This is a genomic window from Actinomadura alba (assembly GCF_014323705.1).
Lineage (GTDB): Bacteria > Actinomycetota > Actinomycetes > Streptosporangiales > Streptosporangiaceae > Actinomadura_C > Actinomadura_C alba.
The window spans coordinates 35,313-61,342 of record NZ_JABVEC010000036.1; the positions used below are offsets into that span (position 1 = coordinate 35,313).

A 26,030-nucleotide genomic window follows, 5' to 3' on the forward strand; every position below is an offset into this window, starting at 1 on the left:
CGGCTCACTGTTCATGCATCAAGTCTCTCTCTTCTGCGGACGGCTCTTCCGCTAGGCCACCTTGTGCGGCGGAATCACGGCTTGTTCCACGTTGCCTACGACTGTGACTCGGCCACCATCGCCGGGATCGGGATCGGGCATGATCGATTCCGGGTCGACGAGGTAGACCTCGTGACCATCCAGCGTGAGCCGACGCGCGACCTCCAGCAACATGCGCCGTGCCACGTCATCGATCGAATAGACCATCGTGAGGTCCAAAGCCACCCTGACTTCTGAGGGGGCAGTGTCCACGGTTTCCCGAACAATTCTCTCGGCTCCGGCAAAGCCGATCCCACCTTGCAGTTGGAGGACCCGGATCGCATTCGGTCCGCTGCCGACGACGTGGTTGGATCGCACGACCGCACGCGCAGCGGCCGGGACCTCCATCACATGCAGACCCATATCGGAGGAGAATCGTTCGAATAGTGACACCCCGCGAACGCTGTTCCCGTGAGGGTCTAGTCGTGGTGAGAATGTGGCGATGCCGATCTGGCCAGGGAGCGCGCCGATCAGGCCCCCAGCCACGCCGCTCTTCGCCGGAATGCCGACCTGGGTCGCCCAGTCACCGGCCGCGTCATACATTCCGCAGGTGAACATGACGCTCAGCACCTGACGCACCACCGGTTCGCGTATCACTTGCTCACCCGAGAGAGGATTTACCCCGCGGTTGGCCAACGTCGCGGCCATCATGGCCAGATCTCGCGCGGTGACGAGCACTGAGCACTGGCGGGTGTAACCGTCGACGACGGCCCTCGGGTCCTCGGTGAGGATGCTGTGGCTGCGGAGCATGTGTGCGATGGCGAGGTTGCGGTGCGCGTGCTCCATCTCCGACGCGCACACCGCCTCATCTATCTTTAGTCTACGACCGGCAAACGCCGAAAGGCCGTGGACCACGCGCTCCACGCGCTCTGCCGGATTCATGTCCTCCGAGCCGGCCAGCGAGTGGGCGGTGATCGCACCGGCGTTGATCATGGGATTGAGAGGGCGCCCAGTATCGCTTTCGAGGGAGATCTGGTTGAACGCCTCTCCCGATGGCTCGACACCAACTTTGGCGAGCACAGGGTCGAAGCCGCGATCAGCCAGTGCCAGCGCGTACGTGAACGGCTTGGAGATCGACTGGATCGTGAACTCGGTATCGATGTCGCCGGCACCGTAGACCTCGCCGTCAACGGTGGCAAAGACCGCGCCGAGGCGCTCGGGGTCCGCTGCCGCGAGCTCGGGGATGTACCCCGCCGGCTCTCCGGAAGTGTCCGGCTCGACATCTCCGAGTGCCTCGGTCAGATAGTCGGGAATGACTGACCGCATTCGTCCTCCTCCATGCAGATGGGCAACTTCTGCGCTGTGACGTCAGCGCTGAGGCCGCCGTAGTGCGTGTGCCTTCCTGACGCCTGCCGGCGCCTCACCGAATCACAACGTCGATGTCTTTCGTGAGACGGCGTCACGGCTTGGGCCACGGTGTTTCCCGTTGCTGAGTCGTCGTGTGGGAAGCGGTAGGAGACCAGAGATGGTTCAGTGTCCGGCCGAGGTGTTGACTATCGGTTCATGGGCGCTCCAGGAGTGTGGCCGGAGCAGGGATGCTCATGAGAGTGCGAAGCTGGTCGGCGCCGACGTTGGCGCCGAAGGCAGGGGTGCCGGGCTCGAGCCGGGCACCCGCTGCGAGGTCGCCGATGGTGAGTGGGTCGAATCCGAGCGTCTCGATCAGCTCCGACACGACGGCGAGATCCTCGGGTGAGTCGCCGGCGATCGCGATCGCCTTGCGCCCGAGGGTTCCGGCTGGGCGGGCCCCGTCTTCGAGGTCGTGGTAACCCATGTGGTTGAGGGCTTTCACGACTCGCGCGCCCGTCAGGAACTGTTGCACGACCTCGCTCGAGGAGGTACCGGGCGGGACGATCGTTTCGCGGGGACCATCGATTTCCCACCAGTGGTTCATCGCGTCGACGACCAGCTTCCCTACCAGCTCCGGGATCGGGAGGTTGCGGTGTTTGCTGAGCGGTAGGGCGAGGATCACCATGTCGGCGGCGTCCGAGGCCTCGGCCGGCCACGCGGCGGTCGCGCCGGGGGTGAGGATCTCGGTGGTCAGCGCGATCTTCGCCGGGTCTCCGGATCCGGAGACCAGGACCCGGTAGCCGGCTGCGACCGCCAGGCGCGCCAAGACGGTGCCGACCTTCCCGGCCCCCAGGATCCCGATGGTGGTGACGGGGGTGGTCATCGTGTCGCCCCCGCCCTGACGGTGGGCTGTTCGGCCAGAAGCTCGCGGACCCGGGGGATGACCTGGGTGCCGTACAGCTCGACTGAACGTAGCCGGGCGGTGGTGGAGACGGTGCCGGCGGCCGAGTAGATCATGTCGAACCGGCCTGCATCGAGCGCCCGGATCGCGTGGGAGATCTTGTTCGCGACCGTCTCGACCGAGCCGACATACAGCGATCCGTGTTCCACCTCGGCGTCGAACTCTTCCCGGCGGATCGGCGGCCAGCCGCGCAGCGCCCCGATCCGGTCGCGAGTCTCCTTGAACCCGGGGTAGAACAGATCTTTCGCCTCGGCGTCGGTGGCGGCGACAAACCCCGGCGAGTGCATCCCGACCGGCTGTGCGGTGGTGCCAAGCTGCTCGCTCGCCCGCCGGTACAGGTCAACATAGGGAGCGAACCGGTCGGGGGCGCCGCCGATGATGGCGAGCATGAGCCGAAACCCGTAGTGGGCGGTGCGGATCACGGACTGTGGTGACCCGCCAACCCCTACCCAGGTATCGAGACGTCCCGACTCGGTCTTCGGGTACACGTCCGCATCATGTAGGGCGGCACGGGTGGTGCCTTCCCAGGTAACCGGCGTCTCGTCCAGGAGTCGGTGGAACAGGTCGATCTTCTCTTCGAACAGCACCTCGTAGTCCTTCAGGTCGTACCCGAACAGCGGGAACGACTCGGTGAACGAACCCCGTCCGAGGATCACCTCGGCGCGGCCGCTGGAGAGCGCGTCGACGGTGGCGAAACGTTGGAACACTCGCACCGGGTCGTCCGAAGACAGAACCGTCACCCCCGAGGCGAGCCGGATGCGCTTCGTGGCGGTCGCGATGCCGGCCAGCACCGTCTCAGGGCTTGAGATCGCGAACTCCGGCCGGTGGTGCTCACCCAACGCGACCACGTTGATGCCGACCTGATCGGCCAGCACCGCCTCGGTCACAGCCGCGCGGATCGCCTGCGCATGCGAGACGATCTCCCCGCGGTCGTCACGGGGCCGGTCCCCGAAGCTGTCGATACCGAACTCGATCTGCGAGACATCCATCATTTAACTTCCTCAGAGCTTTCGTTGTGTCCGTGTGTGACGGTGCGAGGTCATGAGGCGCGGGCGGGTCCACCGCCCTGAGTGATCTGCGCAAGTTCCCTGCCGGTCGGCTCCCACGTGTCGTCGCTGCCAGCTAGAAGTTCACGTACGCGCGGGGCGACCTGCTCGCCGAACAGTCGGATGTTCTGCTCCCGCGCCTGGCGCGGCAGGTGTCGCAAGTCATACTTCAGTTCGAACCGGGACAGGTTGTTGGTGCGGACGATACGTGCGATCTTCTGCGCCACCGTCTCCACCCCACCGACGTACAAACGCCGTTCGTGGCGACGACGTCTGGCGGGTGCGGGGTCGGCCCACCGGCAGTCGGATCGGATCCAGCTAGTGGCCTATGGAGTCTTCACGCCGCCAAGACTGCTCCGGGGTGCGCCGCAGGTAAGGAACCGCACCTCAGTTGCCAACAGCCGATGACGAATGCTTTCCGGTCTCGTCGCGGATCTAGCCGAGGAAGGAGCGCAGGGCTGAATTAACCTCATCTGCGTGCGTCCAGAGCAACCCGTGTGGGGCGCCCTCAATCTCCACATACTGCGCCTCGGGCAAGTCCCGTCGAAAGCGGCGGGCGGTAGCGTCGATGGGTAGGATCCTGTCGGCTGTGCCGTGCAGGATCAGAGCTGGCTTACCGCTGTCGCGGACCGCTTCGACGTCGGTGCGGAAGTCTTCGATCCAAGCGGAAACGACCGCGTAGGCCGCCACGGGGGCACTCGACGTCGCCACGTTCCAGCTCGCGGTGACGGCCTCCTGGCTGATCCGACTACCAAGGTTCTCCTCAAGATTGTAGAAGTTCGAGAAGAATTGCGTGTACCAGGCGTACCGATCACCTTTCGCCGCTGCCTCGATTCCGTCGAAGACCTCCTGCGGCACACCCTCGGGGTTGTCGTCCCGGGCGACGAGGAAAGGCTCCAGCGGGGCCAGGAACGCCAGCTTGGCGACCCTTTCATGTCCGAATTGTGAGACGTAACGGGCGGCCTCGCCCGTACCCATCGAGAATCCCACCAGGACGACGTCGCGAAGGTCGAGCGTCTCCAGCACGGTGTTTAGGTCTGCGGCGAAGGTGTCGTAGTCATACCCGGAGTTCACCTTTGACGATTTGCCGAAGCCCCGACGGTCGTAGGTGATGACGCGGTATCCGGCGGCTAGAAGATTTCGCGTCTGGCGCTCCCAGCTGTGACCGTTCAGTGGGTATCCGTGGATGAGGACGACGGGCTGACCCGCGCCCTGATCCTCGTAGTAGAGCTCGACCGGCGTGCTGTTTTCATTCCCTACGGTGATGTACCCCATTTACTCGTCCCTTCTGAGTCGCTGTGGGCGTCGAGGCACGGAGGATCAGATCCCCTATGTTCCATGCTTACTCTTAGACTGGCGTCGAGGGCGCACATCCGCTTTCGAGCCTTCGCTGGCCGACACCGTGACGCACGTTAAGCGGCCGGATCTCCAGACCACCATCTTCAGATCGCGGTCCAGCAGCATCAGCTCATGCGCATCTCGCCAGCACACTCATTTGGCTCGACCATGATCGGCAAGACACTCCCTAGCGCCGATCGGCAGGGTGGAGCGGCGCGCTAGTACGCTCCTCCCTGCCTGCCTGGTGTCAGACCATCGGGTTGCCGCTGACGGTCGCGTCGGGGGAGGTGAGGTCCTGGATGACGTCCCAGTGTTCGACGATACGGCCGTTGTCCAGCCGGAAGATGTCGACGATGACGACGGGGTCCGGCGCCCAGCCGTGGACGAGGCTGTGGGTGAATACGAGATCGCCCTGCGCGGCAATCCGCTTCGGCTCCCACGAGAAGCCCTCCAGCCCCGGCACCACAGCGCGGAGCGTGTCCAGGCCGCTGGGCATTTGGGGACTGTGCTGCACGTAGGGTTCAGCCCAGTACCGGTCAAGCGCGGTAATGTCCTTCTCGGTGAAGAGTTCCCGCATGGCGGTAAGCACGATTTCGGTGTTGCGCTGAGCCTGGTCTGCCGCAGAATTTCCAGTCATGGTTATGCCTCCTCGATAGTTCCGACAAAGTTGTAGAGAGTGCCGCCGACAGTCACGTTGGAATACAGCGTCCCATTGGCGAAGTCCTCGACGTGAGTGACGGTGGCACCGCTGGCCTCGGTCCACGAGTTCAGGTAGACGCCGTCGCGGATCTTTTTCAGGTCGAGCTTTACGGTCTCCGCGTGCCCGTCGGGCGCGAGCCCGCCGCCCTCCGCGACGACGAAGCTGCCCTGCGTCTGCGAGTCGAAGGTGAACCGCACCTTCAGTGCGCCCATGTTGAACTTGTAGCTTTTACCTACTAGCTGCTCGATCATGACGCTCTCCCATCTTATTTCCGGACCTCCGGCTCTTTAGTTGAACTCTCAAATGGTTCCGTCCATTCCCAGATGTCCCGAAGCATTTGGCGAGTCCGCGCGGGCGGGCTGGTGAAGCACCCGGCGCCCGGAGATGGGCACGCACACCGCGCGTCGCAAGATGCTTCGCTGTATCCGCCACACAGTCAGGACAGAACCGGCTGTTGTTTTTGGGCACCTGACTTACCTAGGCGCCAAAGCGCGGGGCGACGATCGACCACAATCTCGACCTCACAGGTATCGCCAGCCACGTCATCGACGTGAGTCCGAAGGCCGAGGGCAACGGCCGCATTGAAGCCATCCGGCACCCGCAGTGAGTCGCGAGTGAGTCGCGGCGTCATCCGGCCGCCACCTCGCCAAGACCATGGACGTCCGACCCCTGTGCAGCCATTGAACTCGAAGGGCGTGCTGTCGTTGTTCGTGGGGCGTCGCGCCCTTACGCGGGGAGCAGTACGAGCTTGCCTCCCAGGTGCCCGGACTTGCTGACCTTGAGCGCGGCTGCCACCTCGCCGAGGGGGTACGTCCGCTGGATCGGGACGTGCAGCCGCCCCGCTTCGATGAGGGCGAGGATGTCCCTGAGCGCTCGGAGCCCGCCGGCTCCCGGCTCGGTCATGTGGATGTGGATACCGCTCCCGGCCGCATCGAAAGCCACGAGTGAGAGGACACGTTCCGGGCCGCCGGCGAGTTCGATCGAGTCCGGGATCTCACCGCGACCGGAGGCATCGAGGACCGCGTCGATTCCCTGCGGAGAGATGCCCCGCACGCGCTCGACCAGCCCCTTGCCGTAGGTGACCGGTTTCACTCCGAGGGAGCGGAGCTGCTCGTGGTTGCCCTCGCTCGCGGTGCCGATGACGCGCACCCCCCGGTCGACGGCAAGCTGCACGGCGAACGTGCCCACACCACCGGCGGCGGCATGGACCAGGAGGGTCTCACCCTTGGCGATCTTGAGCTTGTTCAGCGCTTCCCAGGCGGTGATACCCGTGCCGGCCAGGGTTCCGGCCACCTCCCACGGGACAGAGGCCGGCTTGGCGACCAGCGCGGCCGGGTCGGCGAGCGCGAACTGGGCGTAGGACGGGGTGATGGAGGCTCCCAGCACCTCGTCCCCCACGCTGAAGGCGGTCACGCCTTCCCCTACCTGGTCGACCACACCGGCCACGTCGGATCCGAGCCCACCCGGGAGGTCGAGGGGCATCGCCTGGCGCATGTAGCCATGCAGGATCTTCCAGTCGATCGGGTTGACACCCGCGGCCCGCACCGCGAGCCGCACCAGGCCAGGGCCCGCGGTGGGCGGCGGAACATCGACGACACGCAGCACGTCAGGGGTGCCGTACTCGGAGAACTGCACTGCGAGGGACATCTGCTCGACTCCTGGTTCTTCTGGGGCACTTACGCGTGAGAGGGCGGGTCAGCCCGACGCTGTCTGACCACATGGCCCCGCGTGGTCGCAGTACGGCTGAAGACGGCTCTGCCCGCAACCGCACAGAATGACCCTGGTCTCCGCGCGCGGGCCTGCCGCCGTGTCCATGCTCAACTCGCCGCGCGCGATCAACTGCCCGACGGAGTTGCGCGTGATCTGCGTGGGCCGGTCCGGGGTCTCCGCCCGTCCGTCCACGAGTTCGTACTGCAGCGCACCCGAGGGACAGCGCCGCACCACTTCGGCCAGGTGCTCGGCCTCGGCGCCGTCCGGCCGGACCCACGGGCGCTCGCCCGGGTCGAAGACCTCCGGCAAACCGTGGACGCATTCGGCGGCGTGCAGGCAGCGCCTGGCCTCGAAGGTCACGGTGATCGACTGGCCCTCGTACGCCTTCTTCTGGGTTCCGCTGCTCATGCCGGCCTCCGTCGCTGCCATGCCCGGTGTTCAGTCGCTGACTTTGCTGCGGGACTGATACAGCAGGTCCTGGTACTCGGGGTGTCGGGCGATCCACCCCGCGAAGAACGGGCAGGTGGCCAGCACCCGCAGGTTCGCGGCGCGCGCCTCGTCGAGGGCGGTGCGAGCCAGCGCTGCCCCAACCCCTCTGCCCTCGTACTCCGGCGAGACCTCGGTATGCACGAACGCGACGAGTTCCGTCGTACGGATGTAATCCGCGACGCCCGCGACCTTGGACTCTCCCTCGACCCGGGCTTCGTACCGCTTGGCTTCGGGAACGTCACTCACTTCCACTGCCACGTGTCCTCCATGTGCCTTCCGCGTGGGCCTTGCTTCACGCTAAACCCAATCCAGTTGATGAATCAATTTGTCTAATTCGCAAGCATGGCCACATCCACTTACCGCAACTTCAGCATCCCACCTTGAAGTGAGCACTCATGGGAGGCCGGTACACCAGGGCGTTCCCGAGAGTCTGGGCAACGTCCTAGTCCTGAGCGATTCGAAAACGGGTCGCCGCCATATCCGGCGACCCGTTTCGGAAAGGTTGAGGTTGGCCTCCGTCACTCGGCGGCGAAAGCTTCCGCGTAGGGGAAGATGAGCTCTCCGGAGGACGATTCCGGTGGGGACACGACGATCTGCCTCGATCCGTTCTGGAATTGACCGACCTCATGGCCGGAAACTCTCTGGAACTGGACCTGCAGGACACGTGGCTCCGACCACTCGCCCTTGGCTCCGAACCTGACATCACCCATGACGGTCGGGAAGGTCTCCTCCCGTGCGTACGCCGAGAGACTCGCGCCGTCGAAACCGTCCGTTGCGTCGACGGCCTGGGCCACCACCTGCATCTGGGCGTAGGCGAGGGGAACCATGTAGTGCCCTAGGAGGTCGACACCGGCTTCGCCAGCCCGTTCCTGATAGGCGTTCAGCAGTTCCTCAACGCCCGGGAACATCATTTTGGGCACCGGCGCCCAATATTCATAGTTCACGACACCGTTGAGCAACGGGCCGAACTCCGTCCTCACCGCCGTGTTCTGTGGACCGATCATGGCACCGCCGACCATCTTCGGCCGGAATTCATGAGAACGAAGCGCTCGCACCAGACCTATCGAGTCGGCCAGGTAGGAACACAGGAACAACAAATCGCTGCCGCTTTCGGCGACCGCGTCGATGACGGGCGCAAAATCCTCGGTCGACAACGGATACGCAGCCTCGTGGACCACCTTGATGCCGTACTTCTCAGCATTCGCCTTGGCACCGATAATGGGATTGCGCGAGAACTCGGCGTCGGCAGACACGAGCGCCACGGTTTCCGGCCGGGGACTCTGCTCCGCCGCGATAGCGAAGAACCCCTCGGTGAGTGCGGCATTCGGATCCGGCCCGGTGGGGATCATGGCGAAGTAGTTCGGATAAAGGAGCGCGTTGTTGACGCCGAGGCCCATGAGTCCGACGAAGAAGCGCTCTCGCTCCACTATCAGCGGCATGGCCGGCAGCACGGTGTTGGTGCCGTATCCGCCTATGACGAGATCCACCTTGTCCTCGTCGATCAGCCGCTCGTAGATCCCGGGAACGAGGTCGGCGTTTCCTTGGTCGTCGTAGCGGACGAACTCGACAGGGCGGCCGAGCAGTCCGCCTCGGCTGTTGATGTCCTCGCGCCAGATTTCATGGGCGAGACGGGCCGACCGGCTGTTGTCCGCGAGGGAACCGGTCAGCGACAGGCAGTACCCGATACGGATGGGAGCCGGCGCAGTAGTCATGTCAGGCGCCGCTTCCGGCGCGCTCGGCAAGGAGCTGCATCTCCCAGGCGAAGGCCACACCGGTGGCACCGCCGTGCTCCTGCTGGATCTCGGCGGCACCCGGCACGGTCTTCTCGCGGGCCCAGTCGCGCTGCCACTCGCCCATGACGGCCAGCCAGGTGATCGGAACCACGCCCGCCTGGACCATGCGCCGCACTGCCATGTCGTGGGCCTCCTTGGAGACGCCACCCGAGGCGTCGGTGACGGCGAAGACCTCGAAGCCCTCGCCCGCTGCCTGTATGGCCGGCATCGCCACACAGATCTCCGTCCAGAGGCCGGCGATGATCAGCTTCTTGCGTCCGGTTGCCTTGACGGCGTCCACGACGCGCTCGTCCTCCCAGGTGTTGATGAAGGTCCTGTTGATCGGCTTCTGCTCCGGGAACACGTCCTGCAGGCCCTGGACGAGAAGGCCGCCGCGCTCCTCCAGAACGGTCGTCAGAATGGTCGGGACGTCGTACACCTTGGCGGTCTTGGCGAGTCCGATGACGTTGTTGACGACCATCGTCGGTTCGTGGCTGTTCAGGTTGGCGAACTGGAACGGCTGGTGGTCGATCAGTACGAGGACGCTCTCCTCGGGCGTCAGCAGTGCGTTGAGTCCGGCCTTGTTCTCAGTGCTCATGGGATTCCCCTTCTGGAGCTTCGCGTCCGCGGGCCTCAGACGGTGCACCGACATCTCGATGCCTGCAGTGAGCCGAATACGGGCTGATGGGCTGACCGGCTGGCGGCCCCAGACCATTTGGTTGACGCATCATCTACATTAGGTGCCAGTCGTTGATTCGTCAACTAGTTGCCGAGTCGTTGACCTGTCGACGCTTGCCGGGTGGATGGATGCCTGGCCCAAGCCCCCCACTGGAGCCGTCCACCTAGAAGCGCCGGGTGCTACGGGAGCGGGCGCGACGTCGGGTGGCGGCCCAGGCGTTGATGTTGCGGTGCGGGCCGTGGCGACGCGTACGGAAGATGGGGCAAAGAGGGCCAAAAGGACATCTTCCGCGACTGGCCGCAAGCCGTGAGGCGTCAAGGGTGCCGGTGCTCGCGGCGTCCCGGACGTTCTGGGCATTGATTCAGAATCGGCCGCGCCTGGGGGATGGATGAGCTGTCGGCGATCTCGTTACGCTCCCTCCATGTTGCGTCCTGGAAGCTGGTCCAGGCCTGCGGGTGGAAGTCCCGTCCGGGTAGGCACTGGAGCGCCCGGTAGCAGGCTCCGGTTCGTCGTTGAGAGGCGGCGGGCTGAGCGGGGTGTCAAGAGCCTCTTTGGAGGGAGCACGCACGCGGGCCGTAGCGTTAAGCGAACCTTGCAGCCTCGTCACAGCTACAGCGTGGGAGCCGAGCCGGTCATGCCGCGGCGAAGGCCATGTCCGGGGGGCCTTGTTCCAGGGTCGGCCTTCCGGGTCCTGCCGGGGTACGGAGGATGGCACGTGTGCATGGTCTGGGCCGGAACAGGAGACTGTGGGAGAGGGTAAGCGCGAGGGCAGTGACCGGGCTTGCCTGGTCCAATCACCCCGGCGGGCATCAGCCTGTCGTAGTGACCGGTGGGGCGGGTCGCGTTGATGGCCGTCCATCGATCATGAAAGTGCGAGAACTTCAACGACGGCTATGGGCTGCGGCCAAGCAGTCTGCGGAGCGGCGTTTCCACGCCCTGTATGACCGTGTCCACAGAGGTGACGTGCTGTGGGAGGCGTGGGAACGGGTCCGGGTCAATAAGGGTAGCGCCGGGGTGGATCGGGTCACCTTGGCGTTCGTGGAAGAGGAGTACGAGGTCGAACGACTGCTTGCCTGGCTCCAGCAAGACCTCCGCACAGGTCGTTACCGTCCCGCGCCCGCCAGGCGTGTGGAGATCCCGAAACCACAGGGAGGCAAGCGGCCGCTGGGCATCCCCATCGTCCGCGATCGTGTGGCTCAGCAAGCCGCCAAGCTGGTGCTTGAACCCATCTACGAAGCCGATTTCTTGTCGTGCTCGTACGGATTCAGGCCGAAGCGGTCGGCGACGCGGGCGATGGAGCGGCTCCGCAGCGGTTTCATCGAGGGCTGCGTGTTCGTGGTCGAGTTCGACATCGTCAACTTCTTCAGCGAGATCGACCATGATCGGTTGCTCGCTGAGGCGGCCAGGCGGCTTTCGGACCGGCGGGTGCTCAAGTTGCTGCGGTTGTGGCTTCAAGCAGGTGTGATGGCGGATGGACAGTTCACGCGGACGGTCGCGGGAACTCCCCAAGGCGGCGTTATTTCCCCCTTGATGTCTAATATCTACCTGCATGTCCTGGACTCCGAGCTGTCCAAGCGCGGGGTGGGTGAGCTGGTGCGGTACGCGGACGACGAAGTCGTCCTATGCCGGTCACAGGCCCAGGCCAGGGCGGCCCTGCACGCGGTCGAGGAGGTCTTCGCATCGCTGGGGTTGAGGCTGCACCCGGACAAGACGAAGATCGTTGACCTCAGAGAGGGCCGGGAAGGACTCGACTTCCTCGGCTGCCACTTCAGAGCCCGCTTCGGGCCGGTCATGGCAGAAGTACGGTACCGTCCGCTACTACCTGCACCGCTGGCCGAGTCAGGCGGCGATTGATCAAGAAGCGGGGCCGCAACCTGCGAGCCGGACAGACCCAGGCGTGGACCGAGGAGTGGTTCAACGGGCACGGCCTGCACCGACTGCGAGTCACCATCCGCTGTCCAGGCAGCGTAACCATGTCAAGAAGATCATCGGTAAGCCGTATGCGGGAAAACCGCACGTACGGAATTGAAAGGGGGATGGGGAAACGGGCCTTCGCGGCGCCGCGCCCCTGACTACCAATGGACGCAACGCCTCGCTGGCTGACCTCGGAGCAGGCGGCCGCCTGGGACAGTTTCATCCGCATGCAGGAGAAGCTCATCGGACGGCTTTCCCGCCGAGTCCAGGCTGACTCCGGGATGTCCGCGTCCGATTACATCGTGTTGGCCAAACTCACCGAAACCGGCGACGGGCGGATGCGCTTCATGGACCTGGTGAAGCTGGTGGAGTGGGAGAAGAGCCGTATGTCCCACCAGGTCAGGCGGATGACGAAACGCGGACTGGTGGCCAAGGAAGAATGTCCCGACGACGGACGAGGAGCGTTCATCGTCGCCACCTCGGCCGGCTACAAGGCGATCGAAGACGCCGCGCCCGTACACGTCGAACACGTCCGCCGACTGTTCATCAACGCCCTCACCCACGAAGAACTCGACACGCTCGCCCGGATCTCGAACCGCGTCCTCGCACATATGGAGAAGCAGCCCGACTGACGGATCGGACAGCAGGCTGCTTCCGACGAGGTGGAATGGAACTGCAGCGCCGTGAAAGCCACGCTCGACGGCGAGACCGATCCTGTCGACTCCACCATCGTCCGTGCCCTGCGGGTGCCGAAAATCCTATCCATGCCCTGTGACCTGCAGATCCTCGAGAACAGCTGATGACCACCGCACGGGCACGCCAAGATGGTCGTTCGTGCTGTTGCGACTGCCCTATCTGGCGCTCACGAGTGTGTCCGGATAGGTGAGGTAGCCGTCGTCGCCGCCGGTGTAGTAGGTGTTGGGGTCCGCGACCGTCAGCGGCAGGTCCGTTCGGAACCGCTCGACGAGGTCGGGGTTGGCGAGGTACGCGCGGCCGAACGAGATCAGGTCCGCCCCGTGGGCCAACCAACGCTCGCGTCGTCCCGGGTCGACGGGAACGGGATTGCTCGGCGTCGAGGGGTTGATGATGAGCGCGCCGGGCCATCCGCGGCGCAGCCCGAGCAGGACCTGCTCGTCGGTGCCCGCCAGATGCACGTACGCCGGGCCGAGCGCGATGAGCTCGGCGAGCAACGTGCCGGACAGCTCGGGGATGTCGGCGTCGATGGCGTCCCAGATGCCGGCACCCGGTGACAACCGCAACCCGACGCGGTCCGCGCCGATCGCGTCGATCGTTGCCGCCACAGCCTCCACCGCGAATCGGATACGTCCGGCTACGGACCCGCCGTAGCGGTCGGTGCGGAGGTTGGCGTTGCCGGAGAGGAACTGCGCGATCAGGTAGCCGTTGGCGCCGTGCAGTTCCACGCCGTCGAAGCCGGCCTCCACCGCGCCCCGCGCCGCTGCCGCGAAGGACTCCACTTCACCGGTCGACAGCGCGCGGGGCGTCGGCGCGAGCTGCGGTCCGGTGGGAGTGAACACGTACGCCCCGCGTGCGGCGACCGCTGAGGGCGCGACCGGCTGGTGCCCGGTCGTGCCCGGGTGGCTGACGCGCCCCGCGCGCATGTGAGATGCAAGTCTTGGGTGTGCGACGTGGCGTGGTTCACCTGGAACACGACCCGTCCCGCGCGCCGGGCGTACCGGTCTCGATCCACTCCGGCAGCTCTGTTTACGGCCTCGGATCCAGATGGCCGATGTTGAGGCGTCGTGCCATCGTCAGCGGGTGCGGTCGTTCCTACGGCGGGTAGCTCAGCTGATGTTGCGGCGGTTATCGGCGGGGCTCCCAGCGGAAGAGTCGGGTGGCGAGGACGACGGCGACGATGACCCAGCCCAGCGTCGGTGCGAGCAGGGCAAGGGATTCGGTCACCGCGACTCCACCGTTCCAGGCGTTCATGGTCAGCTCGGTGGCCGAGCCGCCGGGCAGGATCCGCTTGAGCAGGGTGAGGTCCTCGGTGCCGCTGATGCCCACCCAGGAGGCCACGGCGATCACGCCGAGGGTGACGGGCAGGGTGGTCACCTGGGCGTGCTCGGGTGAGTTCGTCAGTCCTGCGGTGGCCAGGGCCAGGCCGGTCATCATCGCCAGGGTCGCGAGGACCGCCACCACCAGCAGGACGACGTTGGCCGGCTCACCGGCGACCACGGCCAGTGCGGTCAGGATCGCGGTCACCTGCACCAGGGCGAGGACGACGACGGGTAGCAGCAGGCCGGCGAGGATGCCGGCGTCGTCGGCGGCGGTGGATCGTAGCCGCTTGAGGAAGAGGTTCTGACGCCGCGACGCCAGGGTGGTGACGGCTGTGGTGTAGAGCCCGAACGCGGCCACGGTGAACATCACGATCGCCGCGATGTAGCCGAGGCTGCCGATGGTCGCGAAGGTCTCGTGCTGACGGACGAAGAACACGCAGACCACCACGGGAATGATGAAGCTGGTGATCAGCACAAGCCGGTTTCGAAAGATCTGGATCAGCTCGCTGGAAGCGATGGACAACACGGTGACACTCCTCTCGAGAGAACGAATCAGCTACTGATGGCGCGGAACACGTCGTCGAGCCGGGTTGCCCCGGCCTCCAGACCCCGCAACTCAACGGCGTGCTCCTGCGCCCACCTGAGCAGGAGATGCAGGTCCTCCTGCAAAGCAAAGGTCTCGACCATGACCTTCCTGTCGGCGTCGACGACAGCCGGCAACGGCAACGGCAACGGCAACGACGGTGCCGGTGCTGGGAGGGAGAAGCGGATGACCGCCGGCAGGGTGCGAGTCAGCTCGGAGACCGTGCCTTCCCGGTGGAAGGTGCCCTGATGCATCAACCCAATGCGGTCGGCGCGCTGCTGCGCCTCCTCCAGGTAGTGCGTGGTGAGCACGATGGTCGCGCCGTTCTCACGCACCCGGTCCACCGTCGCCCACACGGCGTCGCGGGACTGGATATCCAGGCCGGTGGTCGGCTCGTCCAGGAAGATCAGCTCGGGTGTTCCGTAGACGGCGGTCGCGAAGTCCAGCCGTCGTTTCTCCCCGCCGGAGAGCTGGGACACCTTTCGGCCGGCCCGGTCGGTGAGGTCGACGAGGTCGAGTAGCCGGTCGACGTCGTCGGTACGCCGGGTGAGCCGGCCGACCAGACCGACGGACTCGCGGACGGTCAAGTCCGGGGAGAACCCGCTCTCCTGGAGCATGACGCCCATCCGGGGACGTACGGCGCTTCGGTCCTGCGGGCTGCGCCCGAAGACGCGCACGGTGCCGGAGGTCGGCCTCCGGTGTCCCTCGATGGTCTCCAGCGTCGAGGTCTTCCCAGCCCCGTTGGTGCCGAGCAGCGCGTACAGCTCCCCCCGCCGTACCTCGAAAGAGAGATCCTTCACCGCGTGAAAGTCGCCGTACGTGAGGTTCAGGCGTTCGACTTCGATGACTGGTGTATTGGACATGCGTCCATGACAGCGGGACTCGCGGCCACCCGTCAGTGCAACCATGTCACGGCTACATGTGATGTGGTGTCACTGGTCGCGGCCGGTGGATGCCGGATACTGGGGTGGTGACCGCAAGATCGCCGCGCTTCACCGAGTCGACGCAGGGACGGCTGCGCCGGCTCAATCTCGCGACCTCACTGCCGCCGCTCATGATCGCTGCGGCAGTCCTCCTGTTCATCGACGTGCATGCCTGGTGGCACGTCGTCGTCCTGGCTCCGGGGGTCGCGGCGGGCCTGGTGGCCTTCGAACGGTGGACGGCCAACGACCTCGCCCGGGTCGCGCTGCCCGGCGTGATCGTGGCGGGAGCCGTGTGGCCGCTGGGGGTGCTGCTGACCGGCAGCCCGAACGCGTACTGGGGTGTCTGCGCCGTGGGTTCCCTCGCCCTGCGCGAGGTGCGGCGGCGTCGGGCCCTGGTGGTGGCTGCGCTGTTCTCCTACGTCGCCGTCGTCGGCGCGGCGCGGCTGCTGGTGGAGCGGGACGACGTACACGAGGTCCTGGTCAGCTACGTCCTCATTCCGACTGCCCTCACCGTCCTGGTGACGGTCATGACGATCGTGGGCGAGCGGTTCTACGACCTCATCCGGGAACTCGAACAGACCCGGGAGCGCGAGGCGGAGCTGGCTGTCGTCCGGGAACGCGTCCGGTTCGCCAGCGACCTGCACGACATCCAGGGCCACACCCTGCACGTGGTGAAGCTGAAGATCGCGCTGGCGCAGAAGATGCTGCTCCGCGACGCCGGACGGGCGGAGAAGGAACTACGCGAGACGTACGCCCTGGTCAGCGACACCATCGCGCAGACCAAGGAACTCGCCTACGCCCAACGGCGGCTCAACCTCTCGGCGGAGATCGAGAACGCGAAGAACCTGTTCGAGGCCGCAGGCATCCGGGTGCGGGTGACACGTGAGGCCGAGGTCGACGCCCGGGCCGGCGAAATGCTCGGCCAGGTTCTGCGCGAGACGACCACCAACATCCTGCGGCACGCGCAGGCCACCCAGGTGCAGATTACGCTTTCCGAGGCGGGTATCACGATCGTCAACGACGGGGTGGCGGGCAACTCACCTCCGGAACTCAGGGGGCTGTCGGCCCTGCGACAACGAGTGTCCGGCGACGGAGGTGAGCTGACCGTGGAACAGCACGAGGGGCGGTTCCGGACGGCCGCGATGTTCCCCTCCGCCCGTGCCGGCACGACCGCGGCCGGGCGGGAGCACGACCGATGACGACCATCGTGCTCGCCGACGACGAGGTGCTGCTCCGCACGGCCCTGGCCGCACTACTGCCGCTGGAGGGCGACATCACCGTCCTCGCCGAGGCGCAAGACGGACAGACGGCCGTCGAAGCCACCCTGCGGCACCGACCCGACGTGCTGGTCATCGACCTGGAGATGCCAGGCGTGGATGGCCTCGGCGCGGTCGCGCAGATCCGCCGCGCGCGCCCGGAACAGGTGGTCCTCATGCTGACCCGGCACGCGCGGCCGGGCGTGCTGCGAAAGGCCTTGAAACTCGGTGTCCAGGGCTTCGTCAGCAAGTCCTCCGAGCCGGCCCACATCACCTCGGTCATCGCCACCCTGCACACCGGCAGGCGCTGGATCGACCCGGAGGTCTCCGCGCTGGCCGTCATCGACGACTGCCCCCTGACCGACCGCGAACTCGACGTCCTGCGGGAGACCGGCTCTGGTTACTCGGTCGCAGACATCGCCGGCCGACTCCACCTTGCGCAGGGCACGGTGCGCAACTACCTCTCCAACGCCATGCAGAAGACCCAGACCCACACCCGTCACGAGGCGGCGCGCTACGCCCGCGAACACGACTGGCTGTAAGCGACGGTCCGGATGGGTCCCCGCCATCTGGCCTTATCCGACATCGACCAATGGATTGAGAGGATGCAGTTCACTTCGGTCACCACGCCGATCACCACGCACTTCCTGCGCGGCGCGCTAGTCCTGCAGGTCGCTATCGACGCCCACACTCGCCTCGTCGTGGCTCTCGGCGACCCGCAACCCGGCAACCGCAACGACACGATGAGGTGCCCCGGACCTTCCGGACAGTGACCCAGCTAAGGTTGGGTTGTCTGGAAAGGAAGATGGTTGTCGCAGAAGCGTAGGAAGCTCTCTCCTGAGTTCAAGGAAGAGGCCATAAAGGCGGTGATCGAGACCTCGCGTCCGATCGCTCAGGTCGCCAAAGAACTCGGTATCCACGAGGGAACCCTTGGCAATTGGGTCAACGCCTACCGTCGGGAGCATGCCGACGATGAGCCGCCGTTGAACGTCAGCGAACGCGCACGCCTCCGTGAACTTGAGCGCGAGGCTCGGGAACTCCGCATGGAAAACGAGTTCTTGAAAAAGGCCGCGGCGTACTTTGCCAAGGATCATCGGTGAGCGACAAGTTCGAGTTCATCGACGCCGAGTACGCGGCCAACTCCACTGCGAACATCGCAGAAGTGCCATCGATCACCAAGATGTGCGCATGGCTTGAGGTATCCCGTTCCGGATTCTACGACTGGCGCGATCGGCCGCTTTCTGCGACCGCGGGGCGTCGCGAGGCGCTGAAGCTGTTCATCACCAAATCCTTTGAGGACTCCGATGGCACCTACGGTCACCGGCGGGTGTACGCCGACCTGGCCGACTGGGGCATACCGTGCGGGCCTGAGTTGGTGCGCTTCCTCATGCGTGAGCTTGGGGCTGGAGCCCTGTCAGCCCAAGCCTTGGCGGCACTGCCTCACCGAGGCCGATGTGCAGGCCGGCCCGATCCCCGACCTGGTGAACCGCGACTTCACCGCGGACGCACCGGGCGCCAAGCTGGTCGGCGACATCACGTATATCCCAACCTGGGAAGGATGGGTTTATCTCGCCACGGTCATCGATTGTCACACCAAGGCTGTGATCGGATGGGCGATGGACGATAACTACAAGACACCGCTTATCGAGGCCGCTATTGACATGGCCGTCCGCAACCACCGACTCGCCGAAGATGCGATCTTCCATTCCGACCGTGGAAGCAACTATACTTCTACGCAGTTCGCCAAGAAGCTGCAGAAGCATGGACTCCGGCAATCAGTCGGTCGGACCGGCATTTGTTACGACAATGCACTGGCCAATCGTTCTTCGCGGCTTTGAAGAATGAACGCGTCCACCGCACCCAGTACCCCACGCGTGAGCGCGCACGCCGCGATATCGCACGGTACATCGAATTGTGGTACAATTCTCGGCGTCGCCACTCGGGACTCGGGTACCGGACCCCGCTACAGGTCCACGACGAGTACGAGAACCGGCAGCTCGCAGCGTGAATTAGCCGTTAAGCAGCTGTCCGGAAAACGCGGGGCGCATCAGAACCCGCCGCGTGAGCGGCCCAGCGCCTGGGCGTCCTGCCCGCTTTCGCGATCATCCTGTTCGATCGTCCCCCGCTCGGGCCCCCTCTCTCCGCGCCCCAGCGGCATGCTGGTGAGCGCGGGCGATGGAGGAGTCGATGGCGACCACCTCCAAGTCCAAACTCCCGAGCGAGTCGTCCTTGACCTGCACGCACTCCAGCAGGCGGGCCCAGGTTCCATCCTCGTCCCAGCGTTTCCACCGCTCGTAACAGGTCTGCCAGGGCCCGTACCGCTCCGGGACATCCCGCCACGGCGACCCGGTCCGCAACCGCCACAGAATCCCGTTGATCACCTGGCGGTGATCCCGCCACCGCCGCCCCCGCCCATCGACCTGCGGCAACAACGGCTCGATCCGGGCCCACGCCACCTCGGTCAACTCACCACGTCTCACCACAAACGATCATTCGACCGGAACCAGCCGACCAACGATGATCATTTATCAGACACGGCCAAGTACTACAGTCGCGCTTATGACGCGTGTCCGCGTCGCTGGTAGTGGTGTCGGCGGGCGGTGTGCTGGTGTCTTCGTCGCCAGCGTGAGCGGCGCAGCTGAGCACAGGACGCCTCCTTCAGCTTCCGTTCGCGGCCGAGCGCGGTGGCTGCCGTGCCTGGTTCCGGAACTGTGCGGGCGATGAGCCGACCACGCGGCGGAACGCGGTGCTGAACGCGCTCTCGGACAGGTAGCCCGTGGCCCGTGCGAGCTCGGAGATCGACAGAGTGTCGCGGGCGAGGGCGTCGCGCGCGAGGCTCATGCGCCATTGGATCAGGTACTCCAACGGCGGGACCCCGACGTGGCTCTTGAAGGCCTGGGCGAACGCGGAACGCGACATGTGGCTGATCTCGGCGAGCTCCTTGAGGCTCCAGGAGTGGGCCACGTCCGCGTGCACGGCACGCAGGGCGGCACCGATGCCGTCCTCGTTCAGGGCGCCCAGCCAGCCGGTGGGCCGGTCTGTCTGACCGGCGTGAGCACGCAGCATGTGCACGAGCAGGATCTGTGCGAGGTGGTTCTGCACCAGCGGGCCGCCGGCGGCGGCGACCCCGACCTCGGTGGCCAGGAGATCGATCAGCTGCGCGAGCCGCCTGCCATGAGGATCGGCCACGCGGACGATCACGAGCGGCGGCAGAAGATCGGTCAGGAGGGCCGCGTTCCTGTCGTCGAACGCGATGTGCCCGACGCAGAGGTAGAGGTCCTCCTCGGACTCCGGGCCGATCCGCACGAACCCGTCTTCGGCACCCGCCCACACCGGCTCCGCAGGGCGCGGGCTTGCGTCGAGCGTGCTGGCCAGCACGTAAGGCGGCGGGTTGCCCAGCATGAAGGTGTCACCCTCCTGCAGGAGCACCGGCTCGTGCCCTTCGAGGATCAACCAGCACGTGCCGCGCACGAGGCCGCCGATCCGCACGTGCAAGAACGTGTCGAAGCGCAAAGCCCACTCACCTGCGGCCCGGAGACTGGGCCCGATCACCGTGCGGGGCCGGAGCAGGCCGATCGCGTCAGCCACTGGATCCCGAAAGCCAAGCAACGACGACACCTCCTGGACGATACGTAAGGAAGTCTGGACCATGCGTCATGGATCGTACTTCGTTTCTCGCGCAGTATCGATGTCGCAAGTGAACGATGAGCACACGAGTACAGCCCGGACACGGGCGAGAAAGGCAGTCATGTCCGACTTCAACACGCGCGAGTTCTACGACCGCTACTGCGAGGCCCTCAATGCGCATGAGTGGGACCGTATGGACGAGTTCGTTAGCGAGTCCATCCTCTCGCACGGCCAGCCGGCCACTCGTGCGGATGTCGTCGCGGCGCTCAAGGGCATCGCCGACGCGGTTCCCGACATCCACTGGGAGATCAAGGAGGTGGTGATCCATGGTGAAACTCTGGCCTGCCATTCCGTCAACCACGGCACCCCCACCAAGGAATGGCTCGGGGTGGCTCCCACGGGCGCTCCCATCGAGATCGACGAGGTCGCCATGTACCGGATCCACGACGGAAAGTTCGTGCAGATGTCAAACGTCCACGACGTCGAGGCACTAAAGAAGCAACTCGCGGGCTGACCCAGTCGGGCTCAGCCGCACAGTGCTCCCCGCAGGCGGTGTCTGTGGGGAGCACTGCCGTAGGAGCACCGGCTCGCCGCGGCCCGGAGGCTGGGCCCGATCACCGTGCGGGGCCGGAGCAGGCCGATCGCGTCAGCCACTGGATCCCGAAATCCGAGCACCGACGACACCTCCTGGACGATACGTAAAGAACGCCGGACTCTGCATCATGGATAGTATTCCCTTTCTCCCGCAGTATCGGTGTCGAACGGATCGGCATCGAGAGAGTGATGGAGACACCCACATGGGACAGCTGGATAGCAAGACGTCGGTGGTCACCGGGGGCAGCACCGGTATCGGTCTGGCCACCGCCGTACGGCTGGCGGACGAGGGCGCGTACGTGTTCGTCACCGGCCGACGCGAGTCCGAACTGGAGGCCGCCCTTAAGACCATCGGAGCAGACCGGGCCACCGCGGTCGTCGGCGACATCTCGAAGCCGGAGGACCTGGACCGGCTCTACGAGGCGGTCCGGGCGCGAGGCAAGGGTTTGGACGTGCTCGTGGCGAACGCGGCGGTCGGTGCGTTCGTGACGCTGGAACAGACCACCGAGGAGCACTTCGACCAGACCTTCGCGGTCAACGTCCGAGGCACGCTGTTCACCGTGCAGAAGGCGTTGCCGCTGCTCAACGACGGAGCCTCGATCGTCCTGGTCGGTTCGACGGCCGGCGACCGTGGAGTAGAGGCGTTCGGCGCGTACGCGGCGTCGAAGGCGGCCGTCCGGTCCTTCGCGCGGACGTGGTCCAACGAGCTCAAGGACCGTGGCATCCGGGTCAACGTGGTCTCGCCGGCATGGATCGAGACTCCCGGGGGCACCGCCGCTTTCGGCGACGAGGAGACCGCCCGGGCCGTCAAGGAGAATGTCGCCGCGACCGTGGCCAAGGGCCGCATGGGTCAGCCTGAGGAGGCCGCCGCAGTCGTGGCCTTCCTGGCCTCGGAACAGAGCAGCTACGTCGTCGGCGCGAACATCTACGTCGACGGTGGCACGAACCAGATCTGAGCAGGCACCACACGGTGGGTGGCATCTGAAGCGTTCCAGGTTCTATGCCGCTACTACTAGGAGCGTGCGGTGAACCGCCCGTCGCCTCGCTTGCGCACCACCGGTGACCACCGCGCAGACCAGCCGCCCTCGGGCGGTCGGCCACACTGCGCTCGCAGGCGCCGCAGCCCATCCGCCTCTGGCCACGCGCACACTTCCCTGGACACGGTCGGCTCGGCGTTCTGGTTGCTGACCCATGGCCCCGCTCCGCTGTCGCTGGACGGCGCCACGGTCGGGCATGGGCTACCGCGCCGGCAGATTCCGCTGCAGCAGGTCAGGGCGATGCTGCTGCAGCGCGGCCGCGCCGTAGGTCCAGTTAGCAGCGCGCTGGCCTGGAGGTGGCGGTCTCTGTCGGCCACATCAAGGTCCTGGCTGCACGCGCACCGCCCCACTGACGAATATTCAGCGCCCGCTCCCGGATCATCAGCTGAGGCTGTCGTACAGCGCATGGGTGCGATGGGCGATCCGGGACCACGAGAAGTGGTCGACCGCTCGCCTGCGCCCCGCCTTTCCCATGACGGCCGCGCGCGCCGGCTCGGCGATCAGGGCGTTGACGCGGTCGGCCAGATCGGCGACGAAGCGGCCGGGGTCGACGGGTGTCCCAGTGCCGTCGGCGGTCTGCTCGATAGGCACGAGCAGACCCGTCTCGCCATCGGCGACCACCTCGGGAATGCCTCCGGTCGCCGTGGCCACGACGGGCGCCTCACAGGCCATGGCCTCCAGGTTGACGATCCCCATGGGCTCGTAGATCGACGGGCAGACGAAGACACCGGCGTGGGTGAGGAGCTGCACGACATCGGGCCGGGGCAGCATCCGCGTGATCCAGATGACGCCGTCGCGGGCCTCTCGCAGACCGCCCACCAGAGTCTCGACCTCAGCGGCGATCTCGGGGGTGTCGGGCGCTCCGGCGCACAGCACGAGTTGGACGGCGGGATCGAAGGACCGTGCCGCCCGCAGCAGATAGGGCAGCCCTTTCTGCCGGGTGATGCGCCCCACGAACACGACCGACGGGCGGGCGGCGTCCACGCCGAGCCGGGTGAGCACGTCGGTGCCGTGGTCGGGGGCGTACTCGGCCGTGTCGATGCCGTTGTGCAGGACCGTCACGCGGTCCGGGTCTACGTTCGGATAGCAGTCGAGCACATCGCGGCGCATGCCCTCCGACACGGCCACGACCGCGTCGGCCGCCTCGATGGCCGTGCGCTCCGCCCACGAGGAGACGGCGTAGCCCCCGCCGAGCTGCTCGGCCTTCCAGGGCCTCAGCGGCTCGAGGCTGTGCGTCGTCATGACGTGCGGGATTCCGTGCAGCAGCTTCGCGACGTGCCCCGCCAGGTTGGCGTACCAGGTGTGGCTGTGGACCAGGTCCGCGCCCTCGGCGGCGGCCGCCATCTCCAGGTCGACGCCCAGCACCTGCAGAGCGGGGTTCGCCGCGGTCAGGCCACCCGGGACCCCGTAGCCGGCGACGCCCGGCTCCGGCCGGTCGTCGCCGAAACAGTGGACCCTCACGTCGCAGATGGCGCGCAGTTCGCGAGCCAGATATTCGACGTGGACGCCCGCCCCGCCGTACACGTCCGGCGGATACTCACGGGTGAGCAGATCTGCGCGCATGTTCGTCAGCGTAGTGCGCAATAGGCGGTTTGACCTGTTCCCGGGATGGGCGGGCGGCTATGGTCACATCATGGCGAGGCCTCACGTGCTGTCGATGGTGCTGGCGGGTGGCGAAGGTAAACGGCTGTTGCCCCTGACGGCCGACCGGGCCAAGCCGGCGGTCCCGTTCGGCGGCATGTACCGGCTGATCGACTTCGTCCTGTCCAACCTGGCGAACGCCGGCTACCTCAAGATCGTCGTACTCACGCAGTACAAGAGCCACAGCCTGGACCGGCACGTGTCCTGGACCTGGCGGATGTCGACGCTGCTCGGCAACTACGTCACGCCGGTCCCGGCCCAGCAGCGCCTCGGCCCACGCTGGTTCGCGGGCTCGGCCGACGCGATCCTGCAGAACCTCAACCTCATCGAGGACGAACGCCCCGACCACGTCGTCGTGTTCGGGGCCGACCATATCTACCGCATGGACCCGCGCCAGATGGTGGACCAGCACCTCGACTCCGGTGCCGGCGTCACCATCGCCGCGATCCGCCAACCGCTCGCGCTCGCCGACCAGTTCGGCGTCATCGAGACCGGTCCGGACGGCGTCAGCGTCTCCGCGTTCCGCGAGAAGCCCAAGGACGCCACGGGCCTGCCCAACGCCCCCGACCAGGTCTACGCCTCGATGGGCAACTACGTGTTCGACACCCGGGTGCTCATCGACATCGTGAAACAGGACTCGCTCGACCCGTCGAGCAAACACGACGTCGGCGGAGATCTCATCCCCAAGCTGGTCAGTGCCGGACACGCACAGGTCTATGACTTCGCCGACAACCAGGTACCCGGATCGACGGACCGGGACCGCGGATACTGGCGCGACGTCGGCACCCTCGACGCCTTCTACGAGGCGCACATGGATCTCATCTCGGTACATCCCATCTTCAACCTCTACAACCGGGAATGGCCCATCTACACGGGTCACGCCCCCCTGCCGCCGGCCAAGTTCGTCTTCAACGAGGAAGGCCGGCGCGGATACGCGACCGACTCGATGGTCTCCCCCGGCGCCATCCTCTCCGGCGGAACAGCCGAGAGATCGATCCTGTCCCCGGCCGTCCATCTGGACGCGGGCGCGACGGTGTGCGACTCCGTGCTCATGGACGGCGTACGGGTGGGGCGCGGCGCCGTCGTCCGACAAGCCATCATCGACAAGAACGTCATCATTCCCGACGGAGCCGAAATCGGTGTCGACCTGGCCCGTGACCAGGAGCGCTTCACCATCACCCCGAGCGGAGTCCGGGTCATCGAGAAGAACCAGATCATCCCGCCTTGAACCGACAATCGCGGCCCGCGGATGACGCCCCCGCCCGCGGCGGAGTCCCCTAGTAGTACTTTGTTAGGTCAGTGTGTCGTGGGGGTGCGGGCGCGCTGCGAGTAGTTTTATCGTGCAATGACCCCTGACGAGCTTTCGGTTGTGCGGCAATATTTCACGGTACACAGGCGGCTGTCTGGCGGAACGTTCGCCTGGCACCCCCTGCGCTCGCCGAACAACGGCGGCGCGCTCGGAGGTGGCCCGCCGGCTTCAAGTACGGATACGACTACAGATTGTAGCCACCGGACACCTCTATGTTCTGGGCGGTGACCCAGCGGCTCTCCTCGGAGAGGAGGGTAGCGATCATCGCACCGATGTCATCGGGTTCGCCGACCCGGCCGAGAGCGGTCTTCGCCGCGAGGGCCGGGATGACCTCGGGAAATCGCTCGAAGGCGTCATCGCTGATCCGGGTGCGGGTCGAGCCCGGAGAAATGGAGTTGACGCGAATGCCTCGCATGCTGAACTCCTTGGCCATGTAGCGGGTCAGCACGTTGAGTCCGCCCTTCATCGTTGCGTAGGCCGAATATCCGGGCTCCAGGCCGTATGCGGCCGCGGAGTTGCTGCTCGTGTTGACGATGGCCCCGCCGTCCTCCATCAGCGGCAGCAGCCTTTGTGTCAGGAAGTACGGCCCTTTGAGCAGAACCCGCATCAGTCTGTCGAACGTTTCCTCGGTCGTGTCTTCGAGCATCGACGCGTGCGCGAAGCCGGCGTTGTTCACCAGGTAGTCGAACGTGTCGCGCTGCCAGATATCGCGTAGCACCTCGACCACGGACTGGCGGAACGCCGGGAAGGTGCCGGTCTCACCGACGTCCAGCTGCAGCGCGACAGCTGTGCCGCCTTCCTTCTCGATGGCGGCCGCCGTCTCCAACCCTCCTTGCGGGTTGTTGCCGTAGGTCAGAATCACTCCGATTCCGCGCTTGGCGATCTGAATCGCCGCGCTCTTCCCGATACCAGAGCTGGCGCCAGTGATGACAGTGACCTTCATGATGATCCTCCTGGGTTGGTGGTCGGTCGACGGACGCCGGATGTGACCTGGTCCGTCGGTGTCCCGTGCCCGGCGTCGCGGCACTGTGCGACGGAAGCCGGGGACAGGAAGGGCTAGGGGTTCGGTCG

26 protein-coding genes and 2 pseudogenes are annotated in these 26,030 nt (G+C 65.9%); 9 read left to right on the forward strand and 19 right to left on the reverse strand.

Going from position 1 to position 26,030, the window contains the following annotated elements; all coding sequences use genetic code 11:
- Nucleotides 1-51: 51 nt before the first annotated feature.
- The 12 genes from HKK74_RS32075 to HKK74_RS32130 form a co-directional block, all read right to left on the reverse strand.
- The gene (locus tag HKK74_RS32075; protein WP_187247146.1) at nucleotides 52-1,344 is read right to left on the reverse strand and encodes a glutaminase; all 1,293 of its coding nucleotides are present in this window, start codon (nucleotides 1,342-1,344) and stop codon (nucleotides 52-54) included.
- 235 nt (nucleotides 1,345-1,579) lie between these two features.
- Nucleotides 1,580-2,248 (reverse strand): NADPH-dependent F420 reductase, encoded by a 669-nt coding sequence (locus HKK74_RS32080; protein ID WP_187247147.1) that lies wholly within the window; start codon nucleotides 2,246-2,248, stop codon nucleotides 1,580-1,582.
- Nucleotides 2,245-3,318, reverse strand: a complete 1,074-nt coding sequence (locus HKK74_RS32085) for an LLM class flavin-dependent oxidoreductase (RefSeq protein ID WP_222722990.1) — start codon at nucleotides 3,316-3,318, stop codon at nucleotides 2,245-2,247. The genes HKK74_RS32080 and HKK74_RS32085 overlap by 4 nt, the downstream gene beginning before the upstream one ends.
- 47 nt (nucleotides 3,319-3,365) lie before the next feature.
- A complete protein-coding gene (locus HKK74_RS32090) occupies nucleotides 3,366-3,599 on the reverse strand; it encodes a hypothetical protein (RefSeq protein WP_187247148.1) in 234 nt (77 codons plus the stop codon).
- A gap of 208 nt (nucleotides 3,600-3,807) precedes the next feature.
- On the reverse strand, nucleotides 3,808-4,647 hold the full coding sequence (locus HKK74_RS32095) for an alpha/beta fold hydrolase (RefSeq protein ID WP_187247149.1): 840 nt from the start codon (nucleotides 4,645-4,647) through the stop codon (nucleotides 3,808-3,810).
- A 310-nt stretch (nucleotides 4,648-4,957) separates the two neighbouring features.
- Nucleotides 4,958-5,347 carry a nuclear transport factor 2 family protein gene (locus tag HKK74_RS32100; RefSeq protein ID WP_187247150.1) on the reverse strand — a complete coding sequence of 130 codons (390 nt, stop codon included), beginning with the start codon at nucleotides 5,345-5,347 and terminating at the stop codon, nucleotides 4,958-4,960.
- 2 nt (nucleotides 5,348-5,349) lie between these two features.
- Nucleotides 5,350-5,661, reverse strand: coding sequence for a MoaF-related domain-containing protein (locus tag HKK74_RS32105; RefSeq protein WP_187247151.1), 312 nt, complete (start codon nucleotides 5,659-5,661; stop codon nucleotides 5,350-5,352).
- Nucleotides 5,662-6,136: 475 nt separating this feature from the next.
- Nucleotides 6,137-7,057 carry an NADP-dependent oxidoreductase gene (locus HKK74_RS32110; protein ID WP_187247152.1) on the reverse strand — a complete coding sequence of 307 codons (921 nt, stop codon included), beginning with the start codon at nucleotides 7,055-7,057 and terminating at the stop codon, nucleotides 6,137-6,139.
- Nucleotides 7,058-7,105: 48 nt separating this feature from the next.
- Nucleotides 7,106-7,528 carry a (4Fe-4S)-binding protein gene (locus HKK74_RS32115; protein ID WP_187247153.1) on the reverse strand — a complete coding sequence of 141 codons (423 nt, stop codon included), beginning with the start codon at nucleotides 7,526-7,528 and terminating at the stop codon, nucleotides 7,106-7,108.
- 30 nt (nucleotides 7,529-7,558) lie between these two features.
- Nucleotides 7,559-7,867, reverse strand: coding sequence for a GNAT family N-acetyltransferase (locus HKK74_RS32120; RefSeq protein WP_187247154.1), 309 nt, complete (start codon nucleotides 7,865-7,867; stop codon nucleotides 7,559-7,561).
- A gap of 260 nt (nucleotides 7,868-8,127) precedes the next feature.
- Nucleotides 8,128-9,321 carry an amino acid ABC transporter substrate-binding protein gene (locus HKK74_RS32125; RefSeq protein WP_187247155.1) on the reverse strand — a complete coding sequence of 398 codons (1,194 nt, stop codon included), beginning with the start codon at nucleotides 9,319-9,321 and terminating at the stop codon, nucleotides 8,128-8,130.
- A 1-nt stretch (nucleotide 9,322) separates the two neighbouring features.
- On the reverse strand, nucleotides 9,323-9,979 hold the full coding sequence (locus HKK74_RS32130) for a hydrolase (RefSeq protein ID WP_187247156.1): 657 nt from the start codon (nucleotides 9,977-9,979) through the stop codon (nucleotides 9,323-9,325).
- Nucleotides 9,980-10,882: 903 nt separating this feature from the next.
- On the opposite strand from HKK74_RS32130, the gene ltrA reads away from it, so the two are divergent.
- Both ltrA and HKK74_RS32140 read left to right on the forward strand, forming a co-directional pair.
- Complete coding sequence (gene ltrA, locus HKK74_RS32135) at nucleotides 10,883-11,914, forward strand: group II intron reverse transcriptase/maturase (protein ID WP_222722991.1); 1,032 nt, start codon at nucleotides 10,883-10,885, stop codon at nucleotides 11,912-11,914.
- Nucleotides 11,915-12,138: 224 nt separating this feature from the next.
- Nucleotides 12,139-12,606, forward strand: a complete 468-nt coding sequence (locus HKK74_RS32140) for a MarR family winged helix-turn-helix transcriptional regulator (protein WP_187247157.1) — start codon at nucleotides 12,139-12,141, stop codon at nucleotides 12,604-12,606.
- Nucleotides 12,607-12,825: 219 nt separating this feature from the next.
- Here HKK74_RS32140 and HKK74_RS32145 read toward each other — a convergent pair whose 3' ends face one another.
- From HKK74_RS32145 to HKK74_RS32155, 3 genes are all read right to left on the reverse strand, one after another.
- On the reverse strand, nucleotides 12,826-13,593 hold the full coding sequence (locus HKK74_RS32145) for an oxidoreductase (RefSeq protein ID WP_187247158.1): 768 nt from the start codon (nucleotides 13,591-13,593) through the stop codon (nucleotides 12,826-12,828).
- A 202-nt stretch (nucleotides 13,594-13,795) separates the two neighbouring features.
- On the reverse strand, nucleotides 13,796-14,515 hold the full coding sequence (locus HKK74_RS32150) for an ABC transporter permease (protein WP_187247159.1): 720 nt from the start codon (nucleotides 14,513-14,515) through the stop codon (nucleotides 13,796-13,798).
- A 26-nt stretch (nucleotides 14,516-14,541) separates the two neighbouring features.
- Nucleotides 14,542-15,435 (reverse strand): ABC transporter ATP-binding protein, encoded by an 894-nt coding sequence (locus tag HKK74_RS32155; protein ID WP_187247160.1) that lies wholly within the window; start codon nucleotides 15,433-15,435, stop codon nucleotides 14,542-14,544.
- A 107-nt stretch (nucleotides 15,436-15,542) separates the two neighbouring features.
- On the opposite strand from HKK74_RS32155, the gene HKK74_RS32160 reads away from it, so the two are divergent.
- The 4 genes and pseudogenes from HKK74_RS32160 (at nucleotide 15,543) to HKK74_RS32175 (ending at nucleotide 18,759) form a co-directional block, all read left to right on the forward strand.
- Nucleotides 15,543-16,694 (forward strand): sensor histidine kinase, encoded by a 1,152-nt coding sequence (locus HKK74_RS32160; RefSeq protein WP_312881999.1) that lies wholly within the window; start codon nucleotides 15,543-15,545, stop codon nucleotides 16,692-16,694.
- On the forward strand, nucleotides 16,691-17,293 hold the full coding sequence (locus HKK74_RS32165) for a response regulator transcription factor (protein ID WP_187247162.1): 603 nt from the start codon (nucleotides 16,691-16,693) through the stop codon (nucleotides 17,291-17,293). The genes HKK74_RS32160 and HKK74_RS32165 overlap by 4 nt, the downstream gene beginning before the upstream one ends.
- A 63-nt stretch (nucleotides 17,294-17,356) precedes the next feature.
- Nucleotides 17,357-17,524 (forward strand): hypothetical protein, encoded by a 168-nt coding sequence (locus HKK74_RS32170; RefSeq protein WP_187247182.1) that lies wholly within the window; start codon nucleotides 17,357-17,359, stop codon nucleotides 17,522-17,524.
- A gap of 36 nt (nucleotides 17,525-17,560) precedes the next feature.
- A pseudogene (locus tag HKK74_RS32175) lies at nucleotides 17,561-18,759 on the forward strand (IS3 family transposase).
- A 124-nt stretch (nucleotides 18,760-18,883) separates the two neighbouring features.
- Here the strand turns inward: HKK74_RS32175 and HKK74_RS32180 are convergent.
- A pseudogene (locus HKK74_RS32180) lies at nucleotides 18,884-19,234 on the reverse strand (IS5 family transposase); the annotation flags it as partial.
- A 175-nt stretch (nucleotides 19,235-19,409) separates the two neighbouring features.
- The gene (locus HKK74_RS32185; protein WP_222722993.1) at nucleotides 19,410-20,369 is read right to left on the reverse strand and encodes an AraC family transcriptional regulator; all 960 of its coding nucleotides are present in this window, start codon (nucleotides 20,367-20,369) and stop codon (nucleotides 19,410-19,412) included.
- A gap of 130 nt (nucleotides 20,370-20,499) precedes the next feature.
- Between HKK74_RS32185 and HKK74_RS32190 the strand changes: the two genes are divergently transcribed.
- Together HKK74_RS32190 and HKK74_RS32195 are read left to right on the forward strand one after the other, a co-directional pair.
- Entirely contained in the window at nucleotides 20,500-20,892 is a 393-nt protein-coding gene (locus tag HKK74_RS32190; RefSeq protein WP_187247163.1) for an ester cyclase, read from the forward strand.
- A gap of 283 nt (nucleotides 20,893-21,175) precedes the next feature.
- Nucleotides 21,176-21,928, forward strand: coding sequence for an SDR family NAD(P)-dependent oxidoreductase (locus tag HKK74_RS32195; RefSeq protein WP_187247164.1), 753 nt, complete (start codon nucleotides 21,176-21,178; stop codon nucleotides 21,926-21,928).
- 462 nt (nucleotides 21,929-22,390) lie between these two features.
- Here the strand turns inward: HKK74_RS32195 and glgA are convergent, their stop codons facing one another.
- Complete coding sequence (gene glgA, locus HKK74_RS32200) at nucleotides 22,391-23,572, reverse strand: glycogen synthase (protein ID WP_187247165.1); 1,182 nt, start codon at nucleotides 23,570-23,572, stop codon at nucleotides 22,391-22,393.
- Between the two features lie 70 nt (nucleotides 23,573-23,642).
- On the opposite strand from glgA, the gene glgC reads away from it, so the two are divergent.
- Nucleotides 23,643-24,878: a glucose-1-phosphate adenylyltransferase gene (glgC, locus tag HKK74_RS32205; protein WP_187247166.1), complete on the forward strand. Its 1,236-nt coding sequence runs from the start codon at nucleotides 23,643-23,645 to the stop codon at nucleotides 24,876-24,878.
- 265 nt (nucleotides 24,879-25,143) lie between these two features.
- Here glgC and HKK74_RS32210 read toward each other — a convergent pair whose 3' ends face one another.
- Nucleotides 25,144-25,902 (reverse strand): SDR family NAD(P)-dependent oxidoreductase, encoded by a 759-nt coding sequence (locus tag HKK74_RS32210; protein ID WP_187247167.1) that lies wholly within the window; start codon nucleotides 25,900-25,902, stop codon nucleotides 25,144-25,146.
- Nucleotides 25,903-26,030 lie beyond the last annotated feature (128 nt).

What these genes read in the sequence shown, in the direction of transcription:
- HKK74_RS32145 (WP_187247158.1), bottom strand. Translation starts at nt 13,593, where the DNA reads ATGCGCGCGGGGCGCGTCAGCCACCCGGGCACGACCGGGCACCAGCCG.
- HKK74_RS32100 (WP_187247150.1), bottom strand. Translation starts at nt 5,347, where the DNA reads ATGACTGGAAATTCTGCGGCAGACCAGGCTCAGCGCAACACCGAAATC.
- HKK74_RS32105 (WP_187247151.1), bottom strand. Translation starts at nt 5,661, where the DNA reads ATGATCGAGCAGCTAGTAGGTAAAAGCTACAAGTTCAACATGGGCGCA.
- HKK74_RS32130 (WP_187247156.1), bottom strand. Translation starts at nt 9,979, where the DNA reads ATGAGCACTGAGAACAAGGCCGGACTCAACGCACTGCTGACGCCCGAG.
- HKK74_RS32165 (WP_187247162.1), top strand. Translation starts at nt 16,691, where the DNA reads ATGACGACCATCGTGCTCGCCGACGACGAGGTGCTGCTCCGCACGGCC.
- glgC (WP_187247166.1), top strand. Translation starts at nt 23,643, where the DNA reads ATGGCGAGGCCTCACGTGCTGTCGATGGTGCTGGCGGGTGGCGAAGGT.
- HKK74_RS32110 (WP_187247152.1), bottom strand. Translation starts at nt 7,057, where the DNA reads ATGTCCCTCGCAGTGCAGTTCTCCGAGTACGGCACCCCTGACGTGCTG.
- HKK74_RS32095 (WP_187247149.1), bottom strand. Translation starts at nt 4,647, where the DNA reads ATGGGGTACATCACCGTAGGGAATGAAAACAGCACGCCGGTCGAGCTC.
- HKK74_RS32125 (WP_187247155.1), bottom strand. Translation starts at nt 9,321, where the DNA reads ATGACTACTGCGCCGGCTCCCATCCGTATCGGGTACTGCCTGTCGCTG.
- HKK74_RS32080 (WP_187247147.1), bottom strand. Translation starts at nt 2,248, where the DNA reads ATGACCACCCCCGTCACCACCATCGGGATCCTGGGGGCCGGGAAGGTC.
- HKK74_RS32075 (WP_187247146.1), bottom strand. Translation starts at nt 1,344, where the DNA reads ATGCGGTCAGTCATTCCCGACTATCTGACCGAGGCACTCGGAGATGTC.
- HKK74_RS32085 (WP_222722990.1), bottom strand. Translation starts at nt 3,318, where the DNA reads ATGATGGATGTCTCGCAGATCGAGTTCGGTATCGACAGCTTCGGGGAC.
- HKK74_RS32140 (WP_187247157.1), top strand. Translation starts at nt 12,139, where the DNA reads ATGGACGCAACGCCTCGCTGGCTGACCTCGGAGCAGGCGGCCGCCTGG.
- HKK74_RS32190 (WP_187247163.1), top strand. Translation starts at nt 20,500, where the DNA reads ATGTCCGACTTCAACACGCGCGAGTTCTACGACCGCTACTGCGAGGCC.
- HKK74_RS32195 (WP_187247164.1), top strand. Translation starts at nt 21,176, where the DNA reads ATGGGACAGCTGGATAGCAAGACGTCGGTGGTCACCGGGGGCAGCACC.
- HKK74_RS32115 (WP_187247153.1), bottom strand. Translation starts at nt 7,528, where the DNA reads ATGAGCAGCGGAACCCAGAAGAAGGCGTACGAGGGCCAGTCGATCACC.
- glgA (WP_187247165.1), bottom strand. Translation starts at nt 23,572, where the DNA reads ATGCGCGCAGATCTGCTCACCCGTGAGTATCCGCCGGACGTGTACGGC.
- HKK74_RS32170 (WP_187247182.1), top strand. Translation starts at nt 17,357, where the DNA reads ATGCAGTTCACTTCGGTCACCACGCCGATCACCACGCACTTCCTGCGC.
- HKK74_RS32210 (WP_187247167.1), bottom strand. Translation starts at nt 25,902, where the DNA reads ATGAAGGTCACTGTCATCACTGGCGCCAGCTCTGGTATCGGGAAGAGC.
- HKK74_RS32155 (WP_187247160.1), bottom strand. Translation starts at nt 15,435, where the DNA reads ATGTCCAATACACCAGTCATCGAAGTCGAACGCCTGAACCTCACGTAC.